The organism is Streptomyces humi, assembly GCF_001005085.2.
GTDB lineage: Bacteria > Actinomycetota > Actinomycetes > Streptomycetales > Streptomycetaceae > Streptomyces > Streptomyces humi.
The window spans coordinates 54,503-72,244 of record NZ_LBMU02000011.1; the positions used below are offsets into that span (position 1 = coordinate 54,503).

At 72.7% G+C, this 17,742-nt stretch carries 20 protein-coding genes; 10 read left to right on the forward strand and 10 right to left on the reverse strand.

Annotated elements, in window-relative coordinates:
* Positions 1 to 16 precede the first annotated feature (16 nt).
* The 4 genes from AAW13_RS03270 to AAW13_RS03285 all read left to right on the forward strand — a co-directional run bounded on the left by AAW13_RS03270 (position 17) and on the right by AAW13_RS03285 (position 3,909).
* Positions 17 to 553 carry a TetR/AcrR family transcriptional regulator gene (locus AAW13_RS03270; protein WP_046733882.1) on the forward strand — a complete coding sequence of 179 codons (537 nt, stop codon included), beginning with the start codon at positions 17 to 19 and terminating at the stop codon, positions 551 to 553.
* 188 nt (positions 554 to 741) lie between these two features.
* Positions 742 to 1,998 carry a polysaccharide deacetylase family protein gene (locus AAW13_RS03275; protein WP_046733883.1) on the forward strand — a complete coding sequence of 419 codons (1,257 nt, stop codon included), beginning with the start codon at positions 742 to 744 and terminating at the stop codon, positions 1,996 to 1,998.
* Positions 1,999 to 2,053: 55 nt separating this feature from the next.
* Positions 2,054 to 3,313, forward strand: a complete 1,260-nt coding sequence (locus AAW13_RS03280) for an SLC13 family permease (protein WP_046733884.1) — start codon at positions 2,054 to 2,056, stop codon at positions 3,311 to 3,313.
* A 104-nt stretch (positions 3,314 to 3,417) separates the two neighbouring features.
* Positions 3,418 to 3,909: a universal stress protein gene (locus AAW13_RS03285; protein ID WP_046733939.1), complete on the forward strand. Its 492-nt coding sequence runs from the start codon at positions 3,418 to 3,420 to the stop codon at positions 3,907 to 3,909.
* Between the two features lie 13 nt (positions 3,910 to 3,922).
* Here the strand turns inward: AAW13_RS03285 and AAW13_RS03290 are convergent, their stop codons facing one another.
* Together AAW13_RS03290 and AAW13_RS03295 are read right to left on the reverse strand one after the other, a co-directional pair.
* Positions 3,923 to 5,770 (reverse strand): RICIN domain-containing protein, encoded by a 1,848-nt coding sequence (locus AAW13_RS03290; RefSeq protein WP_071659407.1) that lies wholly within the window; start codon positions 5,768 to 5,770, stop codon positions 3,923 to 3,925.
* Between the two features lie 457 nt (positions 5,771 to 6,227).
* Complete coding sequence (locus AAW13_RS03295) at positions 6,228 to 7,214, reverse strand: AraC family transcriptional regulator (RefSeq protein WP_071659408.1); 987 nt, start codon at positions 7,212 to 7,214, stop codon at positions 6,228 to 6,230.
* A gap of 69 nt (positions 7,215 to 7,283) precedes the next feature.
* Here AAW13_RS03295 and AAW13_RS03300 point away from each other — a divergent pair, with 69 nt between their 5' ends.
* Positions 7,284 to 8,066, forward strand: coding sequence for a phytanoyl-CoA dioxygenase family protein (locus tag AAW13_RS03300; RefSeq protein ID WP_046733887.1), 783 nt, complete (start codon positions 7,284 to 7,286; stop codon positions 8,064 to 8,066).
* A 16-nt stretch (positions 8,067 to 8,082) separates the two neighbouring features.
* Here AAW13_RS03300 and AAW13_RS03305 read toward each other — a convergent pair whose 3' ends face one another.
* The 3 genes from AAW13_RS03305 to AAW13_RS03315 form a co-directional block, all read right to left on the reverse strand.
* On the reverse strand, positions 8,083 to 9,051 hold the full coding sequence (locus AAW13_RS03305) for an aldo/keto reductase (protein WP_046733888.1): 969 nt from the start codon (positions 9,049 to 9,051) through the stop codon (positions 8,083 to 8,085).
* A 94-nt stretch (positions 9,052 to 9,145) separates the two neighbouring features.
* A complete protein-coding gene (locus AAW13_RS03310; RefSeq protein ID WP_046733889.1) occupies positions 9,146 to 9,679 on the reverse strand; it encodes a flavoprotein in 534 nt (177 codons plus the stop codon).
* 20 nt (positions 9,680 to 9,699) lie between these two features.
* Positions 9,700 to 10,158: a nuclear transport factor 2 family protein gene (locus AAW13_RS03315; protein ID WP_046733890.1), complete on the reverse strand. Its 459-nt coding sequence runs from the start codon at positions 10,156 to 10,158 to the stop codon at positions 9,700 to 9,702.
* Positions 10,159 to 10,258: 100 nt separating this feature from the next.
* Between AAW13_RS03315 and AAW13_RS03320 the strand changes: the two genes are divergently transcribed.
* Entirely contained in the window at positions 10,259 to 10,810 is a 552-nt protein-coding gene (locus AAW13_RS03320) for a TetR/AcrR family transcriptional regulator (protein ID WP_046733940.1), read from the forward strand.
* Positions 10,811 to 10,869: 59 nt separating this feature from the next.
* On the opposite strand, the gene AAW13_RS03325 is transcribed toward AAW13_RS03320, so the two are convergent.
* Entirely contained in the window at positions 10,870 to 11,070 is a 201-nt protein-coding gene (locus AAW13_RS03325) for a ferredoxin (RefSeq protein ID WP_046733891.1), read from the reverse strand.
* 12 nt (positions 11,071 to 11,082) lie between these two features.
* Entirely contained in the window at positions 11,083 to 12,321 is a 1,239-nt protein-coding gene (locus AAW13_RS03330; protein WP_046733892.1) for a cytochrome P450, read from the reverse strand.
* Between the two features lie 293 nt (positions 12,322 to 12,614).
* Here AAW13_RS03330 and AAW13_RS03335 point away from each other — a divergent pair, with 293 nt between their 5' ends.
* On the forward strand, positions 12,615 to 13,247 hold the full coding sequence (locus AAW13_RS03335) for a LysE family transporter (protein ID WP_046733893.1): 633 nt from the start codon (positions 12,615 to 12,617) through the stop codon (positions 13,245 to 13,247).
* A gap of 116 nt (positions 13,248 to 13,363) precedes the next feature.
* Positions 13,364 to 13,804, forward strand: coding sequence for a nitroreductase family deazaflavin-dependent oxidoreductase (locus tag AAW13_RS03340; protein ID WP_046733894.1), 441 nt, complete (start codon positions 13,364 to 13,366; stop codon positions 13,802 to 13,804).
* Positions 13,805 to 13,946: 142 nt separating this feature from the next.
* Here AAW13_RS03340 and AAW13_RS03345 read toward each other — a convergent pair whose 3' ends face one another.
* On the reverse strand, positions 13,947 to 14,939 hold the full coding sequence (locus AAW13_RS03345; protein ID WP_046733895.1) for a cation diffusion facilitator family transporter: 993 nt from the start codon (positions 14,937 to 14,939) through the stop codon (positions 13,947 to 13,949).
* Positions 14,940 to 15,125: 186 nt separating this feature from the next.
* On the opposite strand from AAW13_RS03345, the gene AAW13_RS03350 reads away from it, so the two are divergent.
* Both AAW13_RS03350 and AAW13_RS03355 read left to right on the forward strand, forming a co-directional pair.
* Entirely contained in the window at positions 15,126 to 16,139 is a 1,014-nt protein-coding gene (locus AAW13_RS03350) for a glutathione S-transferase family protein (protein ID WP_046733896.1), read from the forward strand.
* Between the two features lie 16 nt (positions 16,140 to 16,155).
* Positions 16,156 to 16,461, forward strand: coding sequence for a DUF4235 domain-containing protein (locus tag AAW13_RS03355; protein WP_046733897.1), 306 nt, complete (start codon positions 16,156 to 16,158; stop codon positions 16,459 to 16,461).
* Positions 16,462 to 16,467: 6 nt separating this feature from the next.
* On the opposite strand, the gene AAW13_RS03360 is transcribed toward AAW13_RS03355, so the two are convergent.
* Together AAW13_RS03360 and AAW13_RS03365 are read right to left on the reverse strand one after the other, a co-directional pair.
* Positions 16,468 to 16,860 (reverse strand): VOC family protein, encoded by a 393-nt coding sequence (locus AAW13_RS03360; RefSeq protein WP_046733898.1) that lies wholly within the window; start codon positions 16,858 to 16,860, stop codon positions 16,468 to 16,470.
* Positions 16,861 to 16,922: 62 nt separating this feature from the next.
* Entirely contained in the window at positions 16,923 to 17,636 is a 714-nt protein-coding gene (locus AAW13_RS03365; protein ID WP_046733899.1) for a TetR/AcrR family transcriptional regulator, read from the reverse strand.
* Between the last annotated feature and the right edge of the window lie 106 nt (positions 17,637 to 17,742).

A 17,742-nucleotide genomic window follows, 5' to 3' on the forward strand; every position in this document is an offset into this window, starting at 1 on the left:
AGCAAGGTGAGGTCCAGTGGTCCGTTCCGACGCCCGCGAGAACCGGGCACGCATCCTCGCGGCCGCCCGTGAGGCGTTCACCGAGAACAGCGGTGCCTCGATGAACCAGGTCGCCCAGCGCGCCGGCGTCGGTGCGGGCACCCTGTACCGCAACTTCCCCACCCGCGAGGCGCTGGTCCTGGCCGTCTACGAGGACGAGGTGACCCGCATCACCGGCACCGTGCCCGACCTGCTGGCCGAGCTGCCGCCGCTCGACGCGCTCCGGGAGTGGACCACCGGTCTCGTCGAGGCGATGCGCAAGAAGCACGGCCTCGGGGACGCCCTGAGCGCCGGCGCGCACCAGGCGATCGCCGAGCAGAGCTACGGCCCCGTCATCGCCGCCATCACCCGGCTCCTCGACGCCGGCAAGGCGGACGGCACCATCCGCGCGGACGCGGATCCCGCCGACTTCCTCCAGCTCACCGGCGCGCTCTGGCGCGCCGCGGCCGGCCCCGGGGACCGGGCCCCCCACATGCTCGCGCTCATCCTCGACGGACTGCGCACGCGCCCCTAGCCGGAGCACCACCCCGCACCCCGCTGCCGTCCCCCGGCAGCGGGGTTCGTCATGTCCAGGCCACGACTGTCACAGACGTGCAACACGCACGGCCGGCTCCGATCTTTTCCGCCGGACCGCCCATCACACCCGACGACCACGCAGGAAGCGGCTCCACGAGGGGCCGGGACGACGGATCGGGGACGGACATGAGCGGCATCTCTCGCAGGCGGGTGCTGACGGCGGGCGCGACAGCCGGCGCCCTGGGCGCGCTGGGCGCCGTGTCGGGGTGCTCGAACGGCACGTGGACACTCGACGGCGACGGTTCCGGCGCCGGCAGCGGCAGCGGCGGCGGGGCGCCGACGAAACCGCTGAAGCTGATCGGGGACGGCTCCACCGCCGACACCGGCGCCCAGCCCCACCAGCCGGCGGCGACGCGCATGGCGCCCGGCACCAAGCCCCCGCAGTTCGTGGTGTTCTCCTGGGACGGCGCGGGCGAGCTCAGCAACCAGCTGTTCTCCCGCTTCCGCAAGGTGGCCGCCGACCACGGCGCGAAGATGACGTTCTTCCTCTCCGGCATCTACACGCTGCCCGAGTCCAAGAAGAACCTCTACCACCCGCCGCGGCACCAGGTCGGCGCCTCCGCGATCGGCTACCTCTCCGACCGGCACATCCACGCCACGCTCCAGCAGGTGCGCTCCGCCTGGCTGGAGGGCCACGAGATAGGCACCCACTTCAACGGCCACTTCTGCGGCAGCGACGGCGTGCGCAACTGGTCCCCGGCCGAGTGGCGCAGCGAGATCGACCAGGCCATGGACTTCGTCACCAGGTGGAAGACCAACACCGGCTTCACCGACCTGGAGCCGCTGCCCTTCGACTACCGCAAGGAACTGATCGGCGGCCGCACCCCGTGCCTGGAGGGCCAGACCAACCTGCTGCCCACCGCGGCCGCGCTCGGCTGGAAGTACGACGCCAGCTCCCCCGGCGGCCTCCAGATCTGGCCCGGCAAGGTGCAGGGCAACCGCATCTGGGACTTCCCCCTGCAATCCATACCGTTCCCCGGGCACTCCTTCCAGGTCCTGTCGATGGACTACAACATGATGTACAACCAGTCCGCCGGCAACCCGCTCGGCGACAAGACGCAGTACGACGCCTGGCGCACCCAGGCCCGGGACAGCTACGTGGCGGGGTTCGAGCGGGCCCACTCCACCAACCGGGCGCCGTTCTTCATCGGCAACCACTTCGAACGCTGGAACGGCGGCATCTACATGGACGCCGTCGAGGAGGCGATCGGCAGGATGGCCGAGCACGACGACGTGCGCTTCGTGTCCTTCAAGCAGCTGGTGGCGTGGCTGGAGGCGCAGGACCAGGCGGTGCTGCGCAAGTTGCGCACGCTGAATCCGGGGCAGGAGCCCACGGGCGGGTGGGCCGAGTTCCTCGGCCCGGCGGGTACCCCGTCCTCGTAACCGCGGTCTGCTTTCATGGGCGGACCGCATCTGATCACGTCCAGAGGAACGCGCCCTGAACACCCCCCTCGCCGAGACCCTGTCCGTCGTCCTGCTCGCCGCCGTGCTCGCCTGGGCCGTGATCCGGCCGCGCGGCTGGCCGGAGGCGGCCCTCGCCGTACCGGCGGCGCTGGTGGTGATCGCCACCGGGGCGATCTCCCTCGACCACGCCCGGGCGGAGGCCGAACAGCTGGGCCCGGTCGTCGGCTTCCTCGCCGCCGTGCTGGTGCTCGCCCACTTCTGTGACGTGGAGGGCCTGTTCCAGGCCTGTGGGGCATGGATGGCCCGCTGGTCGGCGGGGCGGCCGGTGCGGCTGCTGACCGCGGTGTTCGCGCTGGCGTCGGTGATCACCGCCGTGCTGAGCCTGGACGCGACGGTGGTGCTGCTGACGCCGGTGGTGTTCGCGACGGCGGCCCGGTCCGGAGTCCGGGCGAAACCGCATGTCTACGCCTGCACGCACCTGTCGAACACCGCCTCGCTGCTGCTGCCGGTGTCCAACCTGACCAACCTGCTGGCGTTCGCGGCGAGCGGGCTGGGCTTCACCCGGTTCGCGGCGCTGATGGTGCTGCCCTGGCTGGTCGCGATCGGCGCCGAGTACCTGGTGTTCCGGCGGTTCTTCGCCCGTGACCTGTCCTCGGCGGCCCCGGGTTCGAAGGACACCGGCGAGCCGCCCAGGCTGCCGCTGTTCGCGCTGGTCACGGTCGGCTGCACGCTCGCGGGGTTCGTGCTCACCTCGGCGGTGGGCGTCGACCCGGCGTGGGCCGCGTGCGCGGGCGCGCTGGTGCTGGCCGGGCGGGCGCTGGCACGGCGCCAGGCGACCGCGCTGACGGTCGTGAAAGCCGCGGCGCCCGCGTTCCTTGCGTTCGTGCTGGCGCTCGGGATCGTGGTGCGGGCGGTCGTCGACAACGGCCTCGCCGACGCGCTCGGGCACGTCCTGCCGAGCGGGACCGGGCTGCCGGCGCTGCTCGGGATCGCGGCGCTCGCCGCCGTACTGGCCAACCTGATCAACAACCTGCCGGCGGTGCTGGTGCTGCTGCCGCTGGCCACGGCCGACGGTCCCGGCGCGGTGCTCGCGGTGCTGCTCGGGGTGAACATCGGGCCGAACCTCACCTACGCCGGGTCGCTCGCGACGCTGCTGTGGCGCAGGATCGTGCACCAGCACGACCACGGCGTGGACATCGGCGAGTTCACCCGGCTGGGGCTGCTCGCCGTGCCGGTCGCGCTGGGCGGTGCGGTGGTGGCACTGTGGGGGTCGCTCCAGGTGATCGGCATCTAGTCGGATTCGTCGGATCCACATCTGGTCGGAGTAGTCGGATCTGGTCGGGAGCCGGTCGGGGCCTGGTCAGGATCCGGTCGGGCGCTGGACGGGAGGCCATGGACATGCGGGTGATCGTCTGGCTGGTCGAGGGGACCTGGCCGGCCTGTGTGGACGCGGTGCGTACGCACGCGCGGGACGCGTCCGAGGTGACGCTGCTGCACGTGACCGAGCCGGGGACGGCCGGGCTCGCGCACGGCGCGTTCGCGGGGCTGCTGGGCCGGGCGGGCTCGGAACCGGACCCGGAGCGGCGGCTGGTGGAACTCGGCGGCACGTCGGCGGCGGAGCTGCTCGACGCGGCCGGGGCGCGGCTGGGGCGGCCGTGCACTCGGCTGGAGCGGACCGGACGGGTCGAGCGGGAGGTGGTGGCCGCCGCCGAGGGGGCCGGTCTGCTGATCGTCGCCCGGGACGGCGACCGGTCCCGGCTCGGACCGCACAGCCTGGGCCGGGCGGCGCGCTTCGTCGTCGACCACGCGCCCTGCCCGGTGCTGCTGGTGTGGCCGGAGGGAGCGCCGGAGCTGACCACCATGCCGCCACCGCCGCCGCACCACCGCTGAGACCGCGGCGGCCTCAGCGGTGGCGGCCGCCGCCGTAGCCGCCGCCGTAGCCACCGCCCCAGCCGTCGCCGTACTGACCGCCGCCGTACTGACCGCCGCCGTAGCAGTAGCCGGGGTACTCCTCGCACGGGTTGTAGCCGGTCGCGCCGCTCGACGGTGCCGGCTGCGCGGTCGTGCTCGACGCCGACGGGGAGGGCGTCGGCGTGGGGGTCCGCGCCGCCTTGACCGACGGGGCGGCGGTCGGGGGCGGGGTGGGCGACGGCGTGGTCTCGGCGTCCCAGTTGACGATCTGCATCTGGAGGTCGGGCTGGGAGGTGTCCATCACCCAGCGTTGCGCGCTGACGTCGGCCCGGGTCTTGACGACCAGGGAACCGCCGCCGTCGGTCGCCGCCGGGGCGAGCGCCAGGTCCTGGTCCCAGCGGGGCACCAGGGCGCCCTGGAGGGTGAAGTCGTAGCGGATGCTCCGGCCGCCGGTCCCGGTGGCCGAGCACGGCGACAGCCGGACGGAGTAGCCGAGGTGCGAGTCCAGGCACAGGCCGGGGTCCGCGCCGTTGCGCAGCAGTCCGTCGGCGTCGTACGTCCACTGCTGGCCGGCGGCCGACGAGCACTCCGCGAGTTCGGTCTCGGCGCCCTTGACGGCCTCCTTGCCGACCACGCCGATGCACAGGCCCGAGGCGATGTTGTGCAGGCGGCCGCGCAGGGTGCCCTGGGTGGTCCGGTTGCTGCCGATCCAGGAGGGGCCGGAGGTGGCGCTGCCGGCGCCGGGCTTGGCGGAGGGCTTGGCGGCGGCCGTCCCGGAGTCGTCACCGGTGCCGAGCACCGCCCACAGCACCAGCGGCAGTACGACCAGACCGCTCACGGTGCCCACGGCCACCGTGAGGTTACGGCGGCGCGCCCGGCGGGCGGCGCGCTGCTCGGCGCGCCGGGAGGCGGCGGGGTGCACCACCAGGTCCTTGCCCGGCCCCGCCGGCGCGAAGGCCTCGCCGCCGGTGAAACCGCCGGCGGGCACGGGCGCCGGTTCGGCGGGCACCTCGGTGAGACCCGCGCGGGACTCCAGGTAGCCGCGGGCACCCCAGCCGAGCACGGCCTCCGCCAGGGCGAGGCCGAGGCCGCCGTTGAACTGGTGGAGCTGGTCGGCGGTGAACCGGCAGTGCCTGCACCCGTTCAGGTGCTGCTGGAGGTCCCGGTCGATGTCGCTGCCGCCACGCCGGAAGGTCACGTCGATCATCCGGACGTACCGCTGGCACTCGTCCTCGTGGGCGAGTTCACGGTGCACCTGGAGGCACTCCTCGCGCAGCCGCTCGCGGGACCGGCGCAGTTCGACCCGCGCGTCCTGTTCGTCGAGGCCCAGCAGCGCGGCGGGGGTCGACAGCGGCTCCGACTCGACCTCGATGTGCCACAGGACGGCACGCGAGGACTGGGTCAGGCGCTGGAAGGCGCGGGAGAGCAGCCGCCGGTTCGCGGGCGGCAGCAGCCGGGCGGCAGCCCGCTCCCCGGTGCCGGCGCGCAGTTCGGGGTGCAGGAGTTCGCCACGCCCGTCGTTGTCCCATTCGGCGGCGATACGGCGGACCGTCACCAGCAGTTGGGGGCGCCAGGCGGCGGTGGGGCCGGTCTGGCGCAGGGACTCTCCGAAGAGCCGGGTGAACGCGGCGGTGGTGAGCATTCCCGCGCCGCGCGTCCCGTCCGTACACAGACGGGCGTAGGCGAAGGCCGCTTCCCAGTGCCGGTCGAGCAGTTCACCGACGGGGTGCAGGGCGGGCGCGGTGCCCGTCCACTGCTTCAGCTCGGCGCTGAGCTGTTCGTCGGTGACGTCGAACGGCCGGGCGGGGGTAGGGGAATTCCCCAGGCCTGCGTCATTCACGACTGCATTCCTTCCAGACGCAACGCGGGATTCGGTCCATACCAACGGGTATGCGACCGGCATGCGACCCGGCCGACAGCATGACGGGACGGGCCTGTTGGGGGGTTCGGCACGGAACGTCCGCCGTCGGCAGCTCTTTTGAAGCGTGGGGGGCGAACGGGAGCGGCCTCGCGCATGCAGGGGGTGAAAACAATTACCCGCCTGCCGGCACGGCACACCTTTGCACAGGCCAGCAGGGCAGAACAAGGGATGCCGGGGTTTTGCGCAATACCCGGACGCGGCCTTTGTTTGACGAATCGTCAATGAGTGAGTTCGTGCTGTGTCGCCGTATCGACATCGTAATTACCGGGGGGATTCACAGCCGACCGCCGTGACCTCGACCCCAACCATTGGACCATGGCCCGACCTGCGCAGGTCGCCCGCCCGGCGGCGTGAGGTGAACCAATGGCGCCTGCTTTCAGGGGCGTTCACCGGAGCGGTAGGCGCCGGGCGGGACACCGTGGCTTTCGCGGAAGACCCGGTTGAAGTGGAACGGGCTGGGAAATCCGGACGCGGCGGCGACCCGCTCGACGGTCAGGTCGGTGCTCTCCAGCAGCCGGGCGGCGTGCCGCAGCCGCGCCTCGCGCAGCGCACGCATCGGGGGCACCCCGGTCTGGCGGGTGAAGAGGTGGGCGAACCTGGACGGCGACAGCGCGACACGCGCGGCGAGCGTGCCGACGGTGTGCGGGGCGCCCGGGTCGGCGGCGATCAGTTCCTCGGCGCGCCGCACCCGCTCGTCCCGGGCGTCCGGACCGGCCGGCGCCCGGTGCGCGCCGGCCGCGGCGAGCAGGACGACCTCCTCCAGCGCACACAGGGCGAGTTCCCGCGCCGCACTGACGTGCGCCACGGCCACCCGCCCCTCACCCGGCACGGGGGCAGCCGCTTCGCACGGTTCGGCCGCCGCGGTTCCGTCCGGCGCGCGGGTGGCGGCTTCACCCGCTCCAGGGGTGGCGGGCTCGTCGGGCGGGGGTGGCGCGCCGGTGCCGGACCAGCGGGAGTCGGTGAGTATGCGGTGGAAGGCCGCCTCGATCCGCGGGTGGGCGCCGGCCGGGGCGCCGACGGCGTACATGCCGTCACCCAGGGCGCACGGGCCCAGCCAGCGGGCCCACGCGGGGCGGGCCTGGCAATGGGTCCACCAGAAGCGCCAGCGGTCCACGCCGGGTTCGACCGAGTAGCTGTGCGGGACCCCGGGGCCGAGGACGACCAGGTCACCGGGGCGCGCCCGGGTCCGGGCGGCCCCCTGCCGGATCAGGCCGCCGCCGTGCGTGGTCCAGATGAGCAGCCAACTGCCGGAACCCTGGGACCGGTTGATCCGGTAGCCGGGCCCCTGGTCGTAGCGGCCGGTGACGACCATGCCCGGCGGCGGAGCCGGGACAGCGGTCTCGGGCAATCCCTCAGCGTTCATGGACATCCTCTCGGCCGGCCCGTCGGCCTAGCGTGACAGGTCCAGGACGACGGATCGAGGAGCGAGGGTATGACAGTCACGGGCATCGACGCCGGCATGCTGCGGCGGTTCGAGGAGGACGGGTTCACCGTCGTACGCGGGTTGTTCGGGTACGACGAGATCGACCGCCTGTGTGCGGAGTTCGCGGCGCTGCACGCGGCCGGGCTGCCGGTGCCGGGGCACTTCGAGCCGGGGCCGACGGCGGATCCGCTGCACCGGTACCCCCGGGTGATGCAGCCGCACGAGATCAGCGCGCTCGCCCGGCGGTTCCTGCTGGACACGCGGTTGCGGGTGGTCCTGGAGGGGCTGTTCGGGGAGGAGGTGCTGGCCGCACAGAGCATGTTCTACTTCAAGCCGCCGGGCGCCCGGGGGCAGGCGCTGCACCAGGACAACTTCTATCTGCGGGTGGAGCCGGGGACCTGTGTCGCGGCGTGGGTCGCCTGTGAGGCGATCGACCGGGAGAACGGCGGGCTGGAAGTGGTGCCGGGGACGCACCGGATGGACCTGTTCTGCCCGGAGGAGTCGGACGAGGACCTGTCGTTCGCCCGGGAGTACGTGGCACCGCCGCAGGGGCTCGCGGCGGTGCCGGTCGACCTGGCCCCCGGGGATGTCCTGTTCTTCAACGGGAGCCTGGTGCACGGGTCACAGCCGAACCGCTCGGGCGAGCGGTTCCGGCGCTCGTTCATCGGGCACTACGTGGGACGGTCGGCGGAGCGGATCGGCGCCTACTACCGGACGCTGACCATGAGCGGGGAGCGGGTCCCCCTGCTGGAGAGCGAGGGAGCCGGTCCGTGCGGTACGTCGCGGTTGTGACGCACCCCCGGAACTCTCAGTGGCCGGAGACGGGACGGGGGCCGTAGGGCCGCTCCAGTTCCTCCAACTCCTTTTCGCTGAGGCGGAGTCCGACCGCGGCCACCGCGTCCTCGAGATGGTTCGGCTTGGACGCGCCGATGATCGGGGCCGTCACCGTGCTCTGGTGCAGGAGCCAGGACAGGGCCACCTGGGCGCGGGGGACGCCCCGGTCGTCCGCGATGCGGGTGACCGCCTCGACGATCGCGCGGTCGCCCTCCTGGTAGAGGGTGCTGCCGAAGTTGTCGCTGGAGCTGCGCTCGGTGACCGTGCCCCAGTCGCGGGTGAGGCGGCCCCGGGCCAGCGGACTCCAGGGCAGCACGCCCACGCCCTGGTCGGCGCAGAGCGGCAGCATCTCGCGCTCCTCCTCGCGGTAGAGGAGGTTGTAGTGGTCCTGCATGGAGACGAACTTGGTCCAGCCGCCCCGCTCGGCGGTGTACTGCGCCTTGGAGAACTCCCAGGCGTACATCGAACTCGCCCCGATGTACCGGGCCTTGCCGGCCTTGACGACGTCGTTCAGGGCCTCCATCGTCTCCTCGACGGGAGTCCCGTGGTCGAAGCGGTGGATCTGGTAGAGGTCGACGTAGTCGGTGCCGAGGCGGCTGAGGCTGTGGTCGATCTCGGAGAGGATCGCCTTGCGGGACAGGCCGCCGCCGTTGGGGCCGGGGCGCATCCGGCCGTGCACCTTGGTGGCGAGGACGATCTCGTCGCGGCGTGCGAAGTCGCGCAGTGCCCTGCCGACGATCTCCTCACTGGTGCCGTCGGAGTAGACGTTCGCGGTGTCGAAGAAGTTGATGCCCGACTCCAGTGCCTGCCGGATGAGCGGGCGGGACGCCTCCTCGTCGAGGGTCCACTCGTGGTTGCCGCGGTCGGGAAGGCCGTAGGTCATGCAGCCGAGGCAGATCCGGGACACGTCCAGGCCGGTGCGGCCGAGCTTCACGTACTCCATCGTTGTCTCCCGCCGTCGAGATCACTCCGTACACAGGCGAGCGTACGTCGGCCGGCTGTCCGGTCTCCTGCCGAGGCGGGGCGGTGGGTCGCCGTCAGCCGTGCTCCAGCAGGTCGAGCACCCGCTCCCAGGCGAACTCGGGGCGCCCGCCGCCCGCTTCGGGCGCCCCGGTGTACGGGTCGCCGAAGCGGACGCCCAGCCCGCGCAGCCGCGTCAGGCTCTCCTGGTAGGCGGGGTGCGCGGCCAGCGCGTCGGCGACACAGGGCAGGACCCCGATGGGAACGCCGAGGCCGAGCGCCTCGCACAGGGTCCCGACGGCGAGGGTGTCGGCGAACCCGGCGGCCCACTTGTTGACGGTGTTGAAGGTGGCGGGGGCGACGGCCACCGCGTCCGGCGGCGGGAAGGGCCGCGGGTCGGCGGGGCCGCGCCAGGCCGAGCGGATCGGGCGGCCGGTGCACGCCTCCGCCTCCGCCGTGTCGAAGAAGCCGTTCATGGCGACGGGTGTGGCGATGACACCGACCTCCCAGCCGCGTTCCCGGGCCGCGGTGATGAGCCTGCCGACGCCCGCGGCGACACCGGCGGCGCAGACGACCAGGTAGAGGAAGGGCTTGCGGGGCTCGTCGGTCATCCGGGAACCCTATGCGGGGGCTACCGGAGCGGGAAGGACAGGCCCCGCTCGGAGGCCGGGCGCGGGCCGTGGAGGCGGCGCTCGTGCTCCTCGATCGGGACGTCGTTGATGCTCGCCTCACGCCGGGTCATCAGCCCGTGCGCGTCGAACTCCCACAGTTCGTTGCCGTACGACCGCCACCAGCGGCCTTCCGCGTCGTGGCACTCGTACTGGAAGCGGACCGCGATGCGGTCGCCGTCGAAGGCCCACAGGTCCTTGCGGAGGGCGTAGTCGAGTTCCCTGGCCCATTTCGCGGTGAGGAACTCGACGATCTCGGCTCGGCCGGTGACGAAGGTGCCGCGGTTGCGCCAGACCGAGTCCTCGGAGTAGGCGAGCGCCACCCGCTCGGGGTCTCGGGTGTTCCAGGCGTCCTCGGCCGCCTGGACCTTCTGCACCGCGGTCTCGTGGGTGAAGGGGGGCAGGGGCGGGCGATCGGCCATGGTCTCCTCCTCGCTTTGAGAACGTGCGTTCTCCATCTCGCTGCTACGGTAGGAGAACGTTGGTTCTCACGTCAAGGAAAGGTGTGGTCCGGGAGTGGTCATGGACAGCGCGGTCGCCCGGGAACAGGCCCTGGACGCCGCGGAGCGGCTGTTCTACGGGCGTGGGGTGCAGTCCGTCGGCATGGACGACATACGCGGCGCCTCCGGCGTCTCCCTGAAACGGCTCTACCAGCTCTTCCCGGCGAAGGAGCAGCTGGTGGTGGCCTACCTGGAGCGCCGGGACGCGCGCTGGCGGCAGCGGCTCGCCGAACACGTCGAGCGGCGGCGGGACCCGCGGGAGCGGCCGCTCGCCGTGTTCGACTGGCTGGAGACCTGGTTCGGCGAGCCGGACTTCCGGGGCTGCGCCTGGATCAACGCGTACGGCGAGCTGGGCGCCACCTCCGAGCGGGTGGCGGCCCGGGTGCGGGACCACAAGCAGGCGTTCCGGGACTACCTCGCGGGGCTGGTGGCCGGCGCCGGACTGGACACCGCGCTCACCGGCCCGCTGTTCCTGCTGGCGGAGGGGGCGATGGTCACCGCCGGGATCACCGGCGGCACGGCGCCGGCGGCCGAGGCCCGGGAGGCGGCCCGGATGCTGTTGCGGGCCGCCTGAGCTCGCGGCTGCGGGGCGGTCGCCGAGGGCCCGGTACTGCCGCGCGGGCGCGCCGGTGGCTAGCCCGTCGGTTCCTTGACGGTGATGGCGTGGACCGGGCAGGCCCGGGCGGCCTCCTTGACCAGGGGGTCGCCGCCCCCGTCCTCCTTTCCGGGGAGCAGGGCGCTGAAGCCGTCGTCGTCCTGGGTGAACACGTTCGGGGCGGTCAACGCGCACTGGCCGGCGCCGACGCAGACGTCCGTGTCGATCTCGATGTGCATGGCAGGAGCCTCTTACCAGGTCACGGGGAGTTCCAGCATCCCCTGGATCGTGTCGCCGGGTTTGCAGGGGATCGTCTCCGGCGGCGCGGCGAGCCGCAGGCCGGGGAGCCGCTCCCACAGGGTGCGCAGAACGATCTCCAGCTCGGTGCGGGCCAGGTTCTGGCCGAGGCACTGGTGGATGCCGAAGCCGAAGGCCACGTGGTGGCGGGCCGGGCGGTGCCAGTCGACGGTGTCGGGGTCGTCGTACACGGACTCGTCGCGGTTGATGACCGAGGTCGCGAAGAGCACGCCGTCACCCTTCCGGATCGTGGCGCCGGCCACCTCGATGTCCTCCAGGGCGACGCGCAGCAGTCCGTCCGCGATGGACAGCATCCGCATCAGCTCCTCGACGGCGGCGGGCACCAGCGCGGGATCGGCGCGCAGTTCGGCCAGCCGCTCGGGCTGCTGGAGCAGGGTGAAGGTGCCGAGCGAGATCATGTTCGCGGTGGTCTCGTGCCCGGCGACCAGCAGGATGAGGGCGAGTGAGACGACCTCGTCGCGGTCCAGGGCGCCCTCGCGCAGCCGTTCGTGGACGAGGTCGTCGAGGACGCCGTCGCCGGGCGCCTCGTCCTTGCTCTTGCGGTCGGCCAGGTCGCCCAGGTAGGCCTCCAGCTTGTCGCGCGCGTCCAGGGAGTCCGCGGGCGCCGGGCCGCGCAGCAGCCGCCTGGACTGGGCCTCGAAGAACTCGTGGTCGGCGTACGGGACGCCGAGCAGGTCGCAGATGACCATGGACGGCACGGGCAGGGCGAAGGCGCTCACCAGGTCGGCCGGCGGCCCCTGGGCGATCATCCGGTCCAGCAGACCGTCGACGATCCGTTGGATGGCCGGCCGCATCGCGGTGGCGCGTTTGAGGGTGAAGTCCGGGATCAGCATCCGGCGCTGGATCTGGTGCTCGGGTCCGTCGAGGCCGAGCAGGGCCACCTTGCGGCGCTCCCGGGCCGCCGCGAACCGGGCGTTCGGCATCGGGAAGTCGTCCCGGCGGCGGTCGCTGGAGAGCCGGGCGTCGGCGAGTAGCGCCCGGGCCGTGCCGTGGCCGGTGACCGCCCAGACGGTGCGGCCGTTGTAGAGCGTGACACGGGACAGCGGGGCCCCGTCGCGCAGCGGATCGTAGCCGGTGGGTGGGTGGTAGGGGCACGTGCGGTCCTGCGGCCAGGCCACGGGTTCGGCCGGCGCGGGGGTCGTGGGTTCCGTCAGGTCCGTCAGTTCGTTCATGGAAGACCTCGCAGACGAATGTCGTACGTCGTGCCGATCTTCATTAGATGCCCGGGGCACCTATGGGGCGACCGCAAGTTCAGCCAGATCGGTGAATCCGGTGATCTGGCCGAACCGCACCGGGTCGGGGGACGGTTCCGCGCCGAAATTTGCTTGCCGGGACGGCGGCGCGGGCCACAGGATCTGCGCATGAACACTCCTGACGCCCGTATGCCGCTGACCGCCGCGACCGCCGGTGCGGTGCGGGTCAAGCAGCAGCCGCGGCGCCCCTGGAGGCCCGAGCCCGCACGCCCGTGACGGCCGCGCTCGTCGCCGGCCTGCTCGCCGGGTACGGGATCGCCGTCCCGGTCGGCGCGGTCGGCACATACCTAGTGTCCCTCACGGCCCGCACGTCACTGCGGACCGGCGCCTGCGCCGCGCTCGGCGTCGCCAGCGCGGACGGCCTGTACGCCCTGCTCGCCACGGTCGGCGGCGCCGCGCTGGCGGCCGCGCTGCTGCCGGTGCTCGGACCGCTGCGCTGGGTCTCGGCGCTGGTCCTGGTGGCCCTCGCGGTGCGCGGGGCGGCCGTCGCCGTGCGCCAGTACCGGGAGCGGCGCCTCGCGACCCGGGCCGAGCGGCCGGTACCCGGCCCTGGACGGGCGTATCTCGGGCTCCTCGGGATCACTCTGCTCAACCCCACCACGGTGATCTACTTCGCGGCCCTGGTGGTCGGCACCCGTTCGGCCGCCGCGGTACGGCCGCTCGAACAGGGCCTGTTCGTCCTCGCGGCCTTCGCCGCGTCGGCGAGCTGGCAGCTGCTGCTGGCGGGCGGCGGGGCCCTCCTCGGCCGGGGGCTGACCGGGCACCGGGGGCGGCTGGTCACGGCGCTCGTGTCGAGCTGCGTGATGCTCGGCCTCGCGACCCGGGTGGTACTGGCGCCCGGCTGAGGAACCCGGCGCGCGCACCCGTGGCGCGCGGGGCCGGTGTCGTGCGGATGAAACCTGGGCACTCCCGGTGTTGAATCATGACGTCAAGCGACGGAAGCGACGAGGGGACGGACCTCATGCCTCTTGAGGGCGAGTACGAGCCCAGCCCGACCGCCTGGGTGCGGGAGCAGGTCGAGTTGTACGAGAGCTCGGGTGGGAAGGAGGGCAACACGCTGATGGACACGGGCCTGCCCGTCATCGTGCTGACCACCCTGGGCGCGAAGAGCGGGAAGATCCGCAAGACCCCGCTGATGCGGGTGGAGCACGACGGGAAGTACGCCGTGGTCGCCTCGCAGGGCGGCGCGCCCAAGCACCCCGTCTGGTACTTCAACGTGAAGTCCCAGCCGCATGTCGAGCTCCAGGACGGGCAGTCCAAGCAGGACATGACCGCCCGGGAGGTCACCGGCGCGGAGAAGGCCGAGTGGTGGGAGCGCGCCGTCGCGGCGTACCCGCCGTACGCGGACTACCAGGAGAAGACGGACCGGCAGATCCCGGTGTTCGTGCTGGAGCCGCAGTAGTCGGTCCCGGTGACCCGGCTCCGTGCGGAGCCGGGCCGGGGAACTGACGGTTCCGGGAATCCTTTCCGGCCGGGGACCGTCGGAATTTAGAAAAATCTGTTTCCAGGAGGCATGATCCGGCTTCGGGCCGGGCAGCCGACTGTCAGGCCCCGCCGCGTTCCCCCGTCGCGGCGGGGCTTTCCCTTGCCTCCTGCGCCGAGCGGTCGGTGACGTCCAGGAAGACCTGGTCGGTCTCGGTGAACGCCTCGGCGAGCGATCCCTTGATGCGCACCAGGACGTCCTCCACCCGCTCGCTGTCCAGCCCCGGCATCAGGTCGATCCGGGCCGCGACCAGGGTGGAGTCCAGGCCCAGTTGCATGGTGAAGAGGGCTTCCACGGTGTCGATCTCGGGCTCCCCCTCCAGTTGTTCCCTGATCCGGTCGCTCAGCTCCGGGTCGGCCGCCTCGCCGATCAGCCGGGCGCGGGCGTCGGCGCCGAGCCGGTAGGCCACGTACACCAGCAGGACTCCGATGGCCAGCGAGGCCGAGGCCTCCCAGGCGACCTGTCCGGTGACCATGTGCAGGACCATGCCGACGATCGCCAGGAGGACGCCGATCACCGCGGTGCCGTCCTCGGCGACCACCGTGCGCAGCGCCGGGTCGCTCAGTCCGCGGTCCTCCCGGCGGGCCTGGTGCAGGGCCCGGATCAGGGACGCGCCCTCGGCGAGCAGCGCGACACCGAGCACGACCAGTCCCGCCACATAGCCGCTCAGCTTCTCGTCGGCGCCGTCGCGCAGCGCCTCGACGCCCTGGAAGACGGAGAAGCAGCCGCCCATGACGAAGATCCCGACGGCCGCGAGCAGGGACCAGAAGAAGCGCTCCTTGCCGTAGCCGAAGGGGTGCCGGGCGTCGGGCGGACGGCGGCTGCGCCGGAGGGCGGCCAGCAGGAACACCTCGTTGAGGCTGTCGGCGACGGAGTGCGCGGCCTCCGAGAGCAGCGCGGGCGAGCCGGCGACGACCCCGCCCACGGCCTTGGCGGCGGCGATCACCAGGTTCGCGGCGAGCGCCACGAACACCGTCAGGCGCGTCCTCCGGTCGGACGCCGGCTGCTCCTTCGACGCCTCCTGCCGGCTCGACTTCTCCTGCTGGCTCGACATCTCCTGCCGGCTCGACGGATCCCGCTGATTCGAATGTTCTTTCGACGAAGTCCCACTCACGACCGCCGACTGCCCCGGTGGGGGCTGATCACACCGAGCGGGCGGTGGAAAACGGGCCACAACGGGGAACGCGACCCAACGGGCTCATTTCAGCCCTCGCCACACCCCGCCGGCAAGGAGGATTCAATGAGCGGTGACGGCAACAGCTCGCTCGGGCACAAGGCGTTCTCCCGGTCCCGCAGTCACTTCGCGGACCGGATCACCGCGGACGGCCGGGACGGCTGGCCGGTGGCGGCCGGACGCTACCGGCTGGTGGTCAGCCGCGCCTGCCCATGGGCAAGCCGGTCCCTGGTGGTACGGCGGCTGCTCGGTCTCGAGGACGCCCTCTCGCTCGCCGTCGCCGACCCGATCCAGGACGACCGCAGCTGGCGTTTCACCCTCGACCCGGACGGCCGTGACCCGGTGCTCGGCATCCGGTACCTCAGCGAGGCCTACGACCGGCGGGAGACCGGCTACCCGGGCGGGGTGAGCGTGCCGGCGGTCGTGGACGTACCGAGCGGACAGCTGGTCACCAACGACTACCAGCGGCTGACCCTGGACCTGGCCACCGAGTGGACGGCACTGCACCGGCCGGGGGCGCCCGACCTGTACCCGGAGAAGCACCGGGACGAGATCGACACGGTGATGGCGGAGGTGTACGAGGACGTCAACAACGGCGTGTACCGGGCCGGGTTCGCGAACGGACAGCAGGCCTACGAGGAGGCGTGCGCGGGGGTGTTCCGGCGGCTCGAAGTGCTGGCCGGGCGGCTGGCCGGACAGCGCTACCTGGTCGGGGACACCCTCACGGAGGCCGATGTCCGGCTGTTCACCACGCTGGTACGGTTCGACGCCGTCTACCACGGCCACTTCAAGTGCAACCGCTGGAAGCTGGCTGAGCAGCCGGTGCTCTGGGCGTACGCGAGGGACCTCTACCAGACGCCGGGGTTCGGTGACACCGTCGACTTCGACCACATCAAACGGCACTACTACCAGGTCCACACCGGGATCAACCCGACCCGTGTCGTGCCGCTCGGCCCGGACACCGCCGGGTGGCTGACGCCCCATCACCGGGAGGAGCTCGGGGGCCGGCCCTTCGGGGACGGCACGCCGCCCGGCCCGGTGCCGGCGGGCGAGGAGATCCCGGTCGCGGGACGGCCCTGACAACGCGGAGGCAGGCATGGCCAGGAGCAGGAAGAAGCTGAAACTCCCCCTCGTCTACGCCCCGCTCGGCTTCGTGCTGAGCTGGGCCGGCGGGGCGCTGGGCGCGTTGGTCTTCCGGCGCACCTGGATGGCGGTGCGCGGCGAGGCGGACGCGCCGGACGCCCTGGACCGGGACCGCGGCTGGGGCGAGGTGCTGCTGGCCGCCGCGGTCCAGGGCGCCGTGTTCGCGGTGGTGCGCAGTGCCGTGGACCGGACCGGCGCGACGGCCATCGAGCGCTCCACGGGTGTGTGGCCGACGGCCGGCAAGGGCGGCCGGGACTGAGCGGGTTCAGCCCTGCTTGGGTGCGGTGGGCGGCACCAGGCGCAGGGTGAAGGAGTGTCCGGCCGGGTCGGCGTAACCGCGTTCCTCGTACGGCCCGGCCGCGTCCTTCGTCTCGATGGGGCGGCCGCCCAGACCGACCACCCGGAGCTCGGCCTCGTCCAGGTCCTTGACGAGGAAGTCGAGATGCGCCTGGAGCGAGTTCTCCGGCCGCGGCCAGCTCGGCGGGGTCGCGTTGACGTCACGCCGGAACGCGATCCGAAAGCCGTCGGCGGCCCGGATCTCGACCAGGTTGGCCGAGGCCTCACCGTCCTCGGCGTCCAGGAACTCCCGGTAGAACTCGGCGAGTTTCTCGGGTTCGGCGCAGTCGAGCACTACGACGGCCGCGGTCACCAGTGCCATGTTTCCTCCCTGGACGGGTCCTTGAGGTGTCCTTGGAGTGCGGATGTCCCCGCCCGCCGGTTTCAGTCCCCGGCGCGGATCTCCGCGAGCCGGGTGGCGGCCGCGGTCAGCAGGAGGTCGAGGGCGGCCGGGTAGGAGCTGCCGCGCATCGAGGCCACCAGGTGGCGGGCGGTGGCCGCGATGTGCGGGTGGGTGGCGGCGGACAGGCCCGCGTAGGTCGTCCGCCAGACGTCCGCCTCGGCGTCGCGGGCGGGCCGGGGCAGGGCGGTGTTCGCGGAGTCGAGGGCGCCGTAGGCGAGGGCCTGGTCGACGAAGGCGTGGTACACGCGCACGGCCTCGGCGTCCGGGAACCCGGCCCCGCGCAGCACGCCGAGGATGGTCTCCACGGCCTGGATCTCGTACGTCCGCCCGGTCACCCGGTGGGCGCTCAGCACCGCCGCCCGGGGGTGCGCGAGGGCGCCGGCGTGCATCCGCAGCCCCAGGTCGCGCAGGTCGGCGCGCCAGTGACCGGTGGGCCGCCAGGCCCGCAGGGTGCGCCCAATCAGCTCGTCGGCGATGGCCAGCATCAGGTCGTCGGTGTGCCGGAAGTAGCGGTAGAGGGAGCTGGGGTCGGCGCCCAGGGCGCGGCCCAGCCGGCGCACGGACAGCGCCTCGGCGCCGTGCTCCTCGATCAGCCGGAGCGCGGTCTCGACGATCAGCTCCTCGGAGAGGACCACGCCCTCCTTGGTGGGGCGCCGGCGCCGGCGGGCGGCGGCCGGGACGACGCGTTCGCTCATGAGGACTCCTCCACGGTGTGCGGGCACCTTATGACAACACCGTTGACCTGTGAAGGCCACCGGCAGTTTCATGACCGGTCACCGGGGCCGGTCGGGCCGGCCCCCA

What these genes read in the sequence shown, in the direction of transcription:
- AAW13_RS03275 (WP_046733883.1), top strand. Translation starts at nt 742, where the DNA reads ATGAGCGGCATCTCTCGCAGGCGGGTGCTGACGGCGGGCGCGACAGCC.
- AAW13_RS03325 (WP_046733891.1), bottom strand. Translation starts at nt 11,070, where the DNA reads ATGCACATCGAGATCGACACGGACGTCTGCGTCGGCGCCGGCCAGTGC.
- AAW13_RS03285 (WP_046733939.1), top strand. Translation starts at nt 3,418, where the DNA reads ATGCGGGTGATCGTCTGGCTGGTCGAGGGGACCTGGCCGGCCTGTGTG.
- AAW13_RS03315 (WP_046733890.1), bottom strand. Translation starts at nt 10,158, where the DNA reads ATGGCCGATCGCCCGCCCCTGCCCCCCTTCACCCACGAGACCGCGGTG.
- AAW13_RS03340 (WP_046733894.1), top strand. Translation starts at nt 13,364, where the DNA reads ATGCCTCTTGAGGGCGAGTACGAGCCCAGCCCGACCGCCTGGGTGCGG.
- AAW13_RS03295 (WP_071659408.1), bottom strand. Translation starts at nt 7,214, where the DNA reads ATGAACGCTGAGGGATTGCCCGAGACCGCTGTCCCGGCTCCGCCGCCG.
- AAW13_RS03350 (WP_046733896.1), top strand. Translation starts at nt 15,126, where the DNA reads ATGAGCGGTGACGGCAACAGCTCGCTCGGGCACAAGGCGTTCTCCCGG.
- AAW13_RS03320 (WP_046733940.1), top strand. Translation starts at nt 10,259, where the DNA reads ATGGACAGCGCGGTCGCCCGGGAACAGGCCCTGGACGCCGCGGAGCGG.
- AAW13_RS03365 (WP_046733899.1), bottom strand. Translation starts at nt 17,636, where the DNA reads ATGAGCGAACGCGTCGTCCCGGCCGCCGCCCGCCGGCGCCGGCGCCCC.
- AAW13_RS03305 (WP_046733888.1), bottom strand. Translation starts at nt 9,051, where the DNA reads ATGGAGTACGTGAAGCTCGGCCGCACCGGCCTGGACGTGTCCCGGATC.
- AAW13_RS03310 (WP_046733889.1), bottom strand. Translation starts at nt 9,679, where the DNA reads ATGACCGACGAGCCCCGCAAGCCCTTCCTCTACCTGGTCGTCTGCGCC.
- AAW13_RS03360 (WP_046733898.1), bottom strand. Translation starts at nt 16,860, where the DNA reads ATGGCACTGGTGACCGCGGCCGTCGTAGTGCTCGACTGCGCCGAACCC.
- AAW13_RS03345 (WP_046733895.1), bottom strand. Translation starts at nt 14,939, where the DNA reads ATGTCGAGCCAGCAGGAGAAGTCGAGCCGGCAGGAGGCGTCGAAGGAG.
- AAW13_RS03355 (WP_046733897.1), top strand. Translation starts at nt 16,156, where the DNA reads ATGGCCAGGAGCAGGAAGAAGCTGAAACTCCCCCTCGTCTACGCCCCG.
- AAW13_RS03330 (WP_046733892.1), bottom strand. Translation starts at nt 12,321, where the DNA reads ATGAACGAACTGACGGACCTGACGGAACCCACGACCCCCGCGCCGGCC.
- AAW13_RS03300 (WP_046733887.1), top strand. Translation starts at nt 7,284, where the DNA reads ATGACAGTCACGGGCATCGACGCCGGCATGCTGCGGCGGTTCGAGGAG.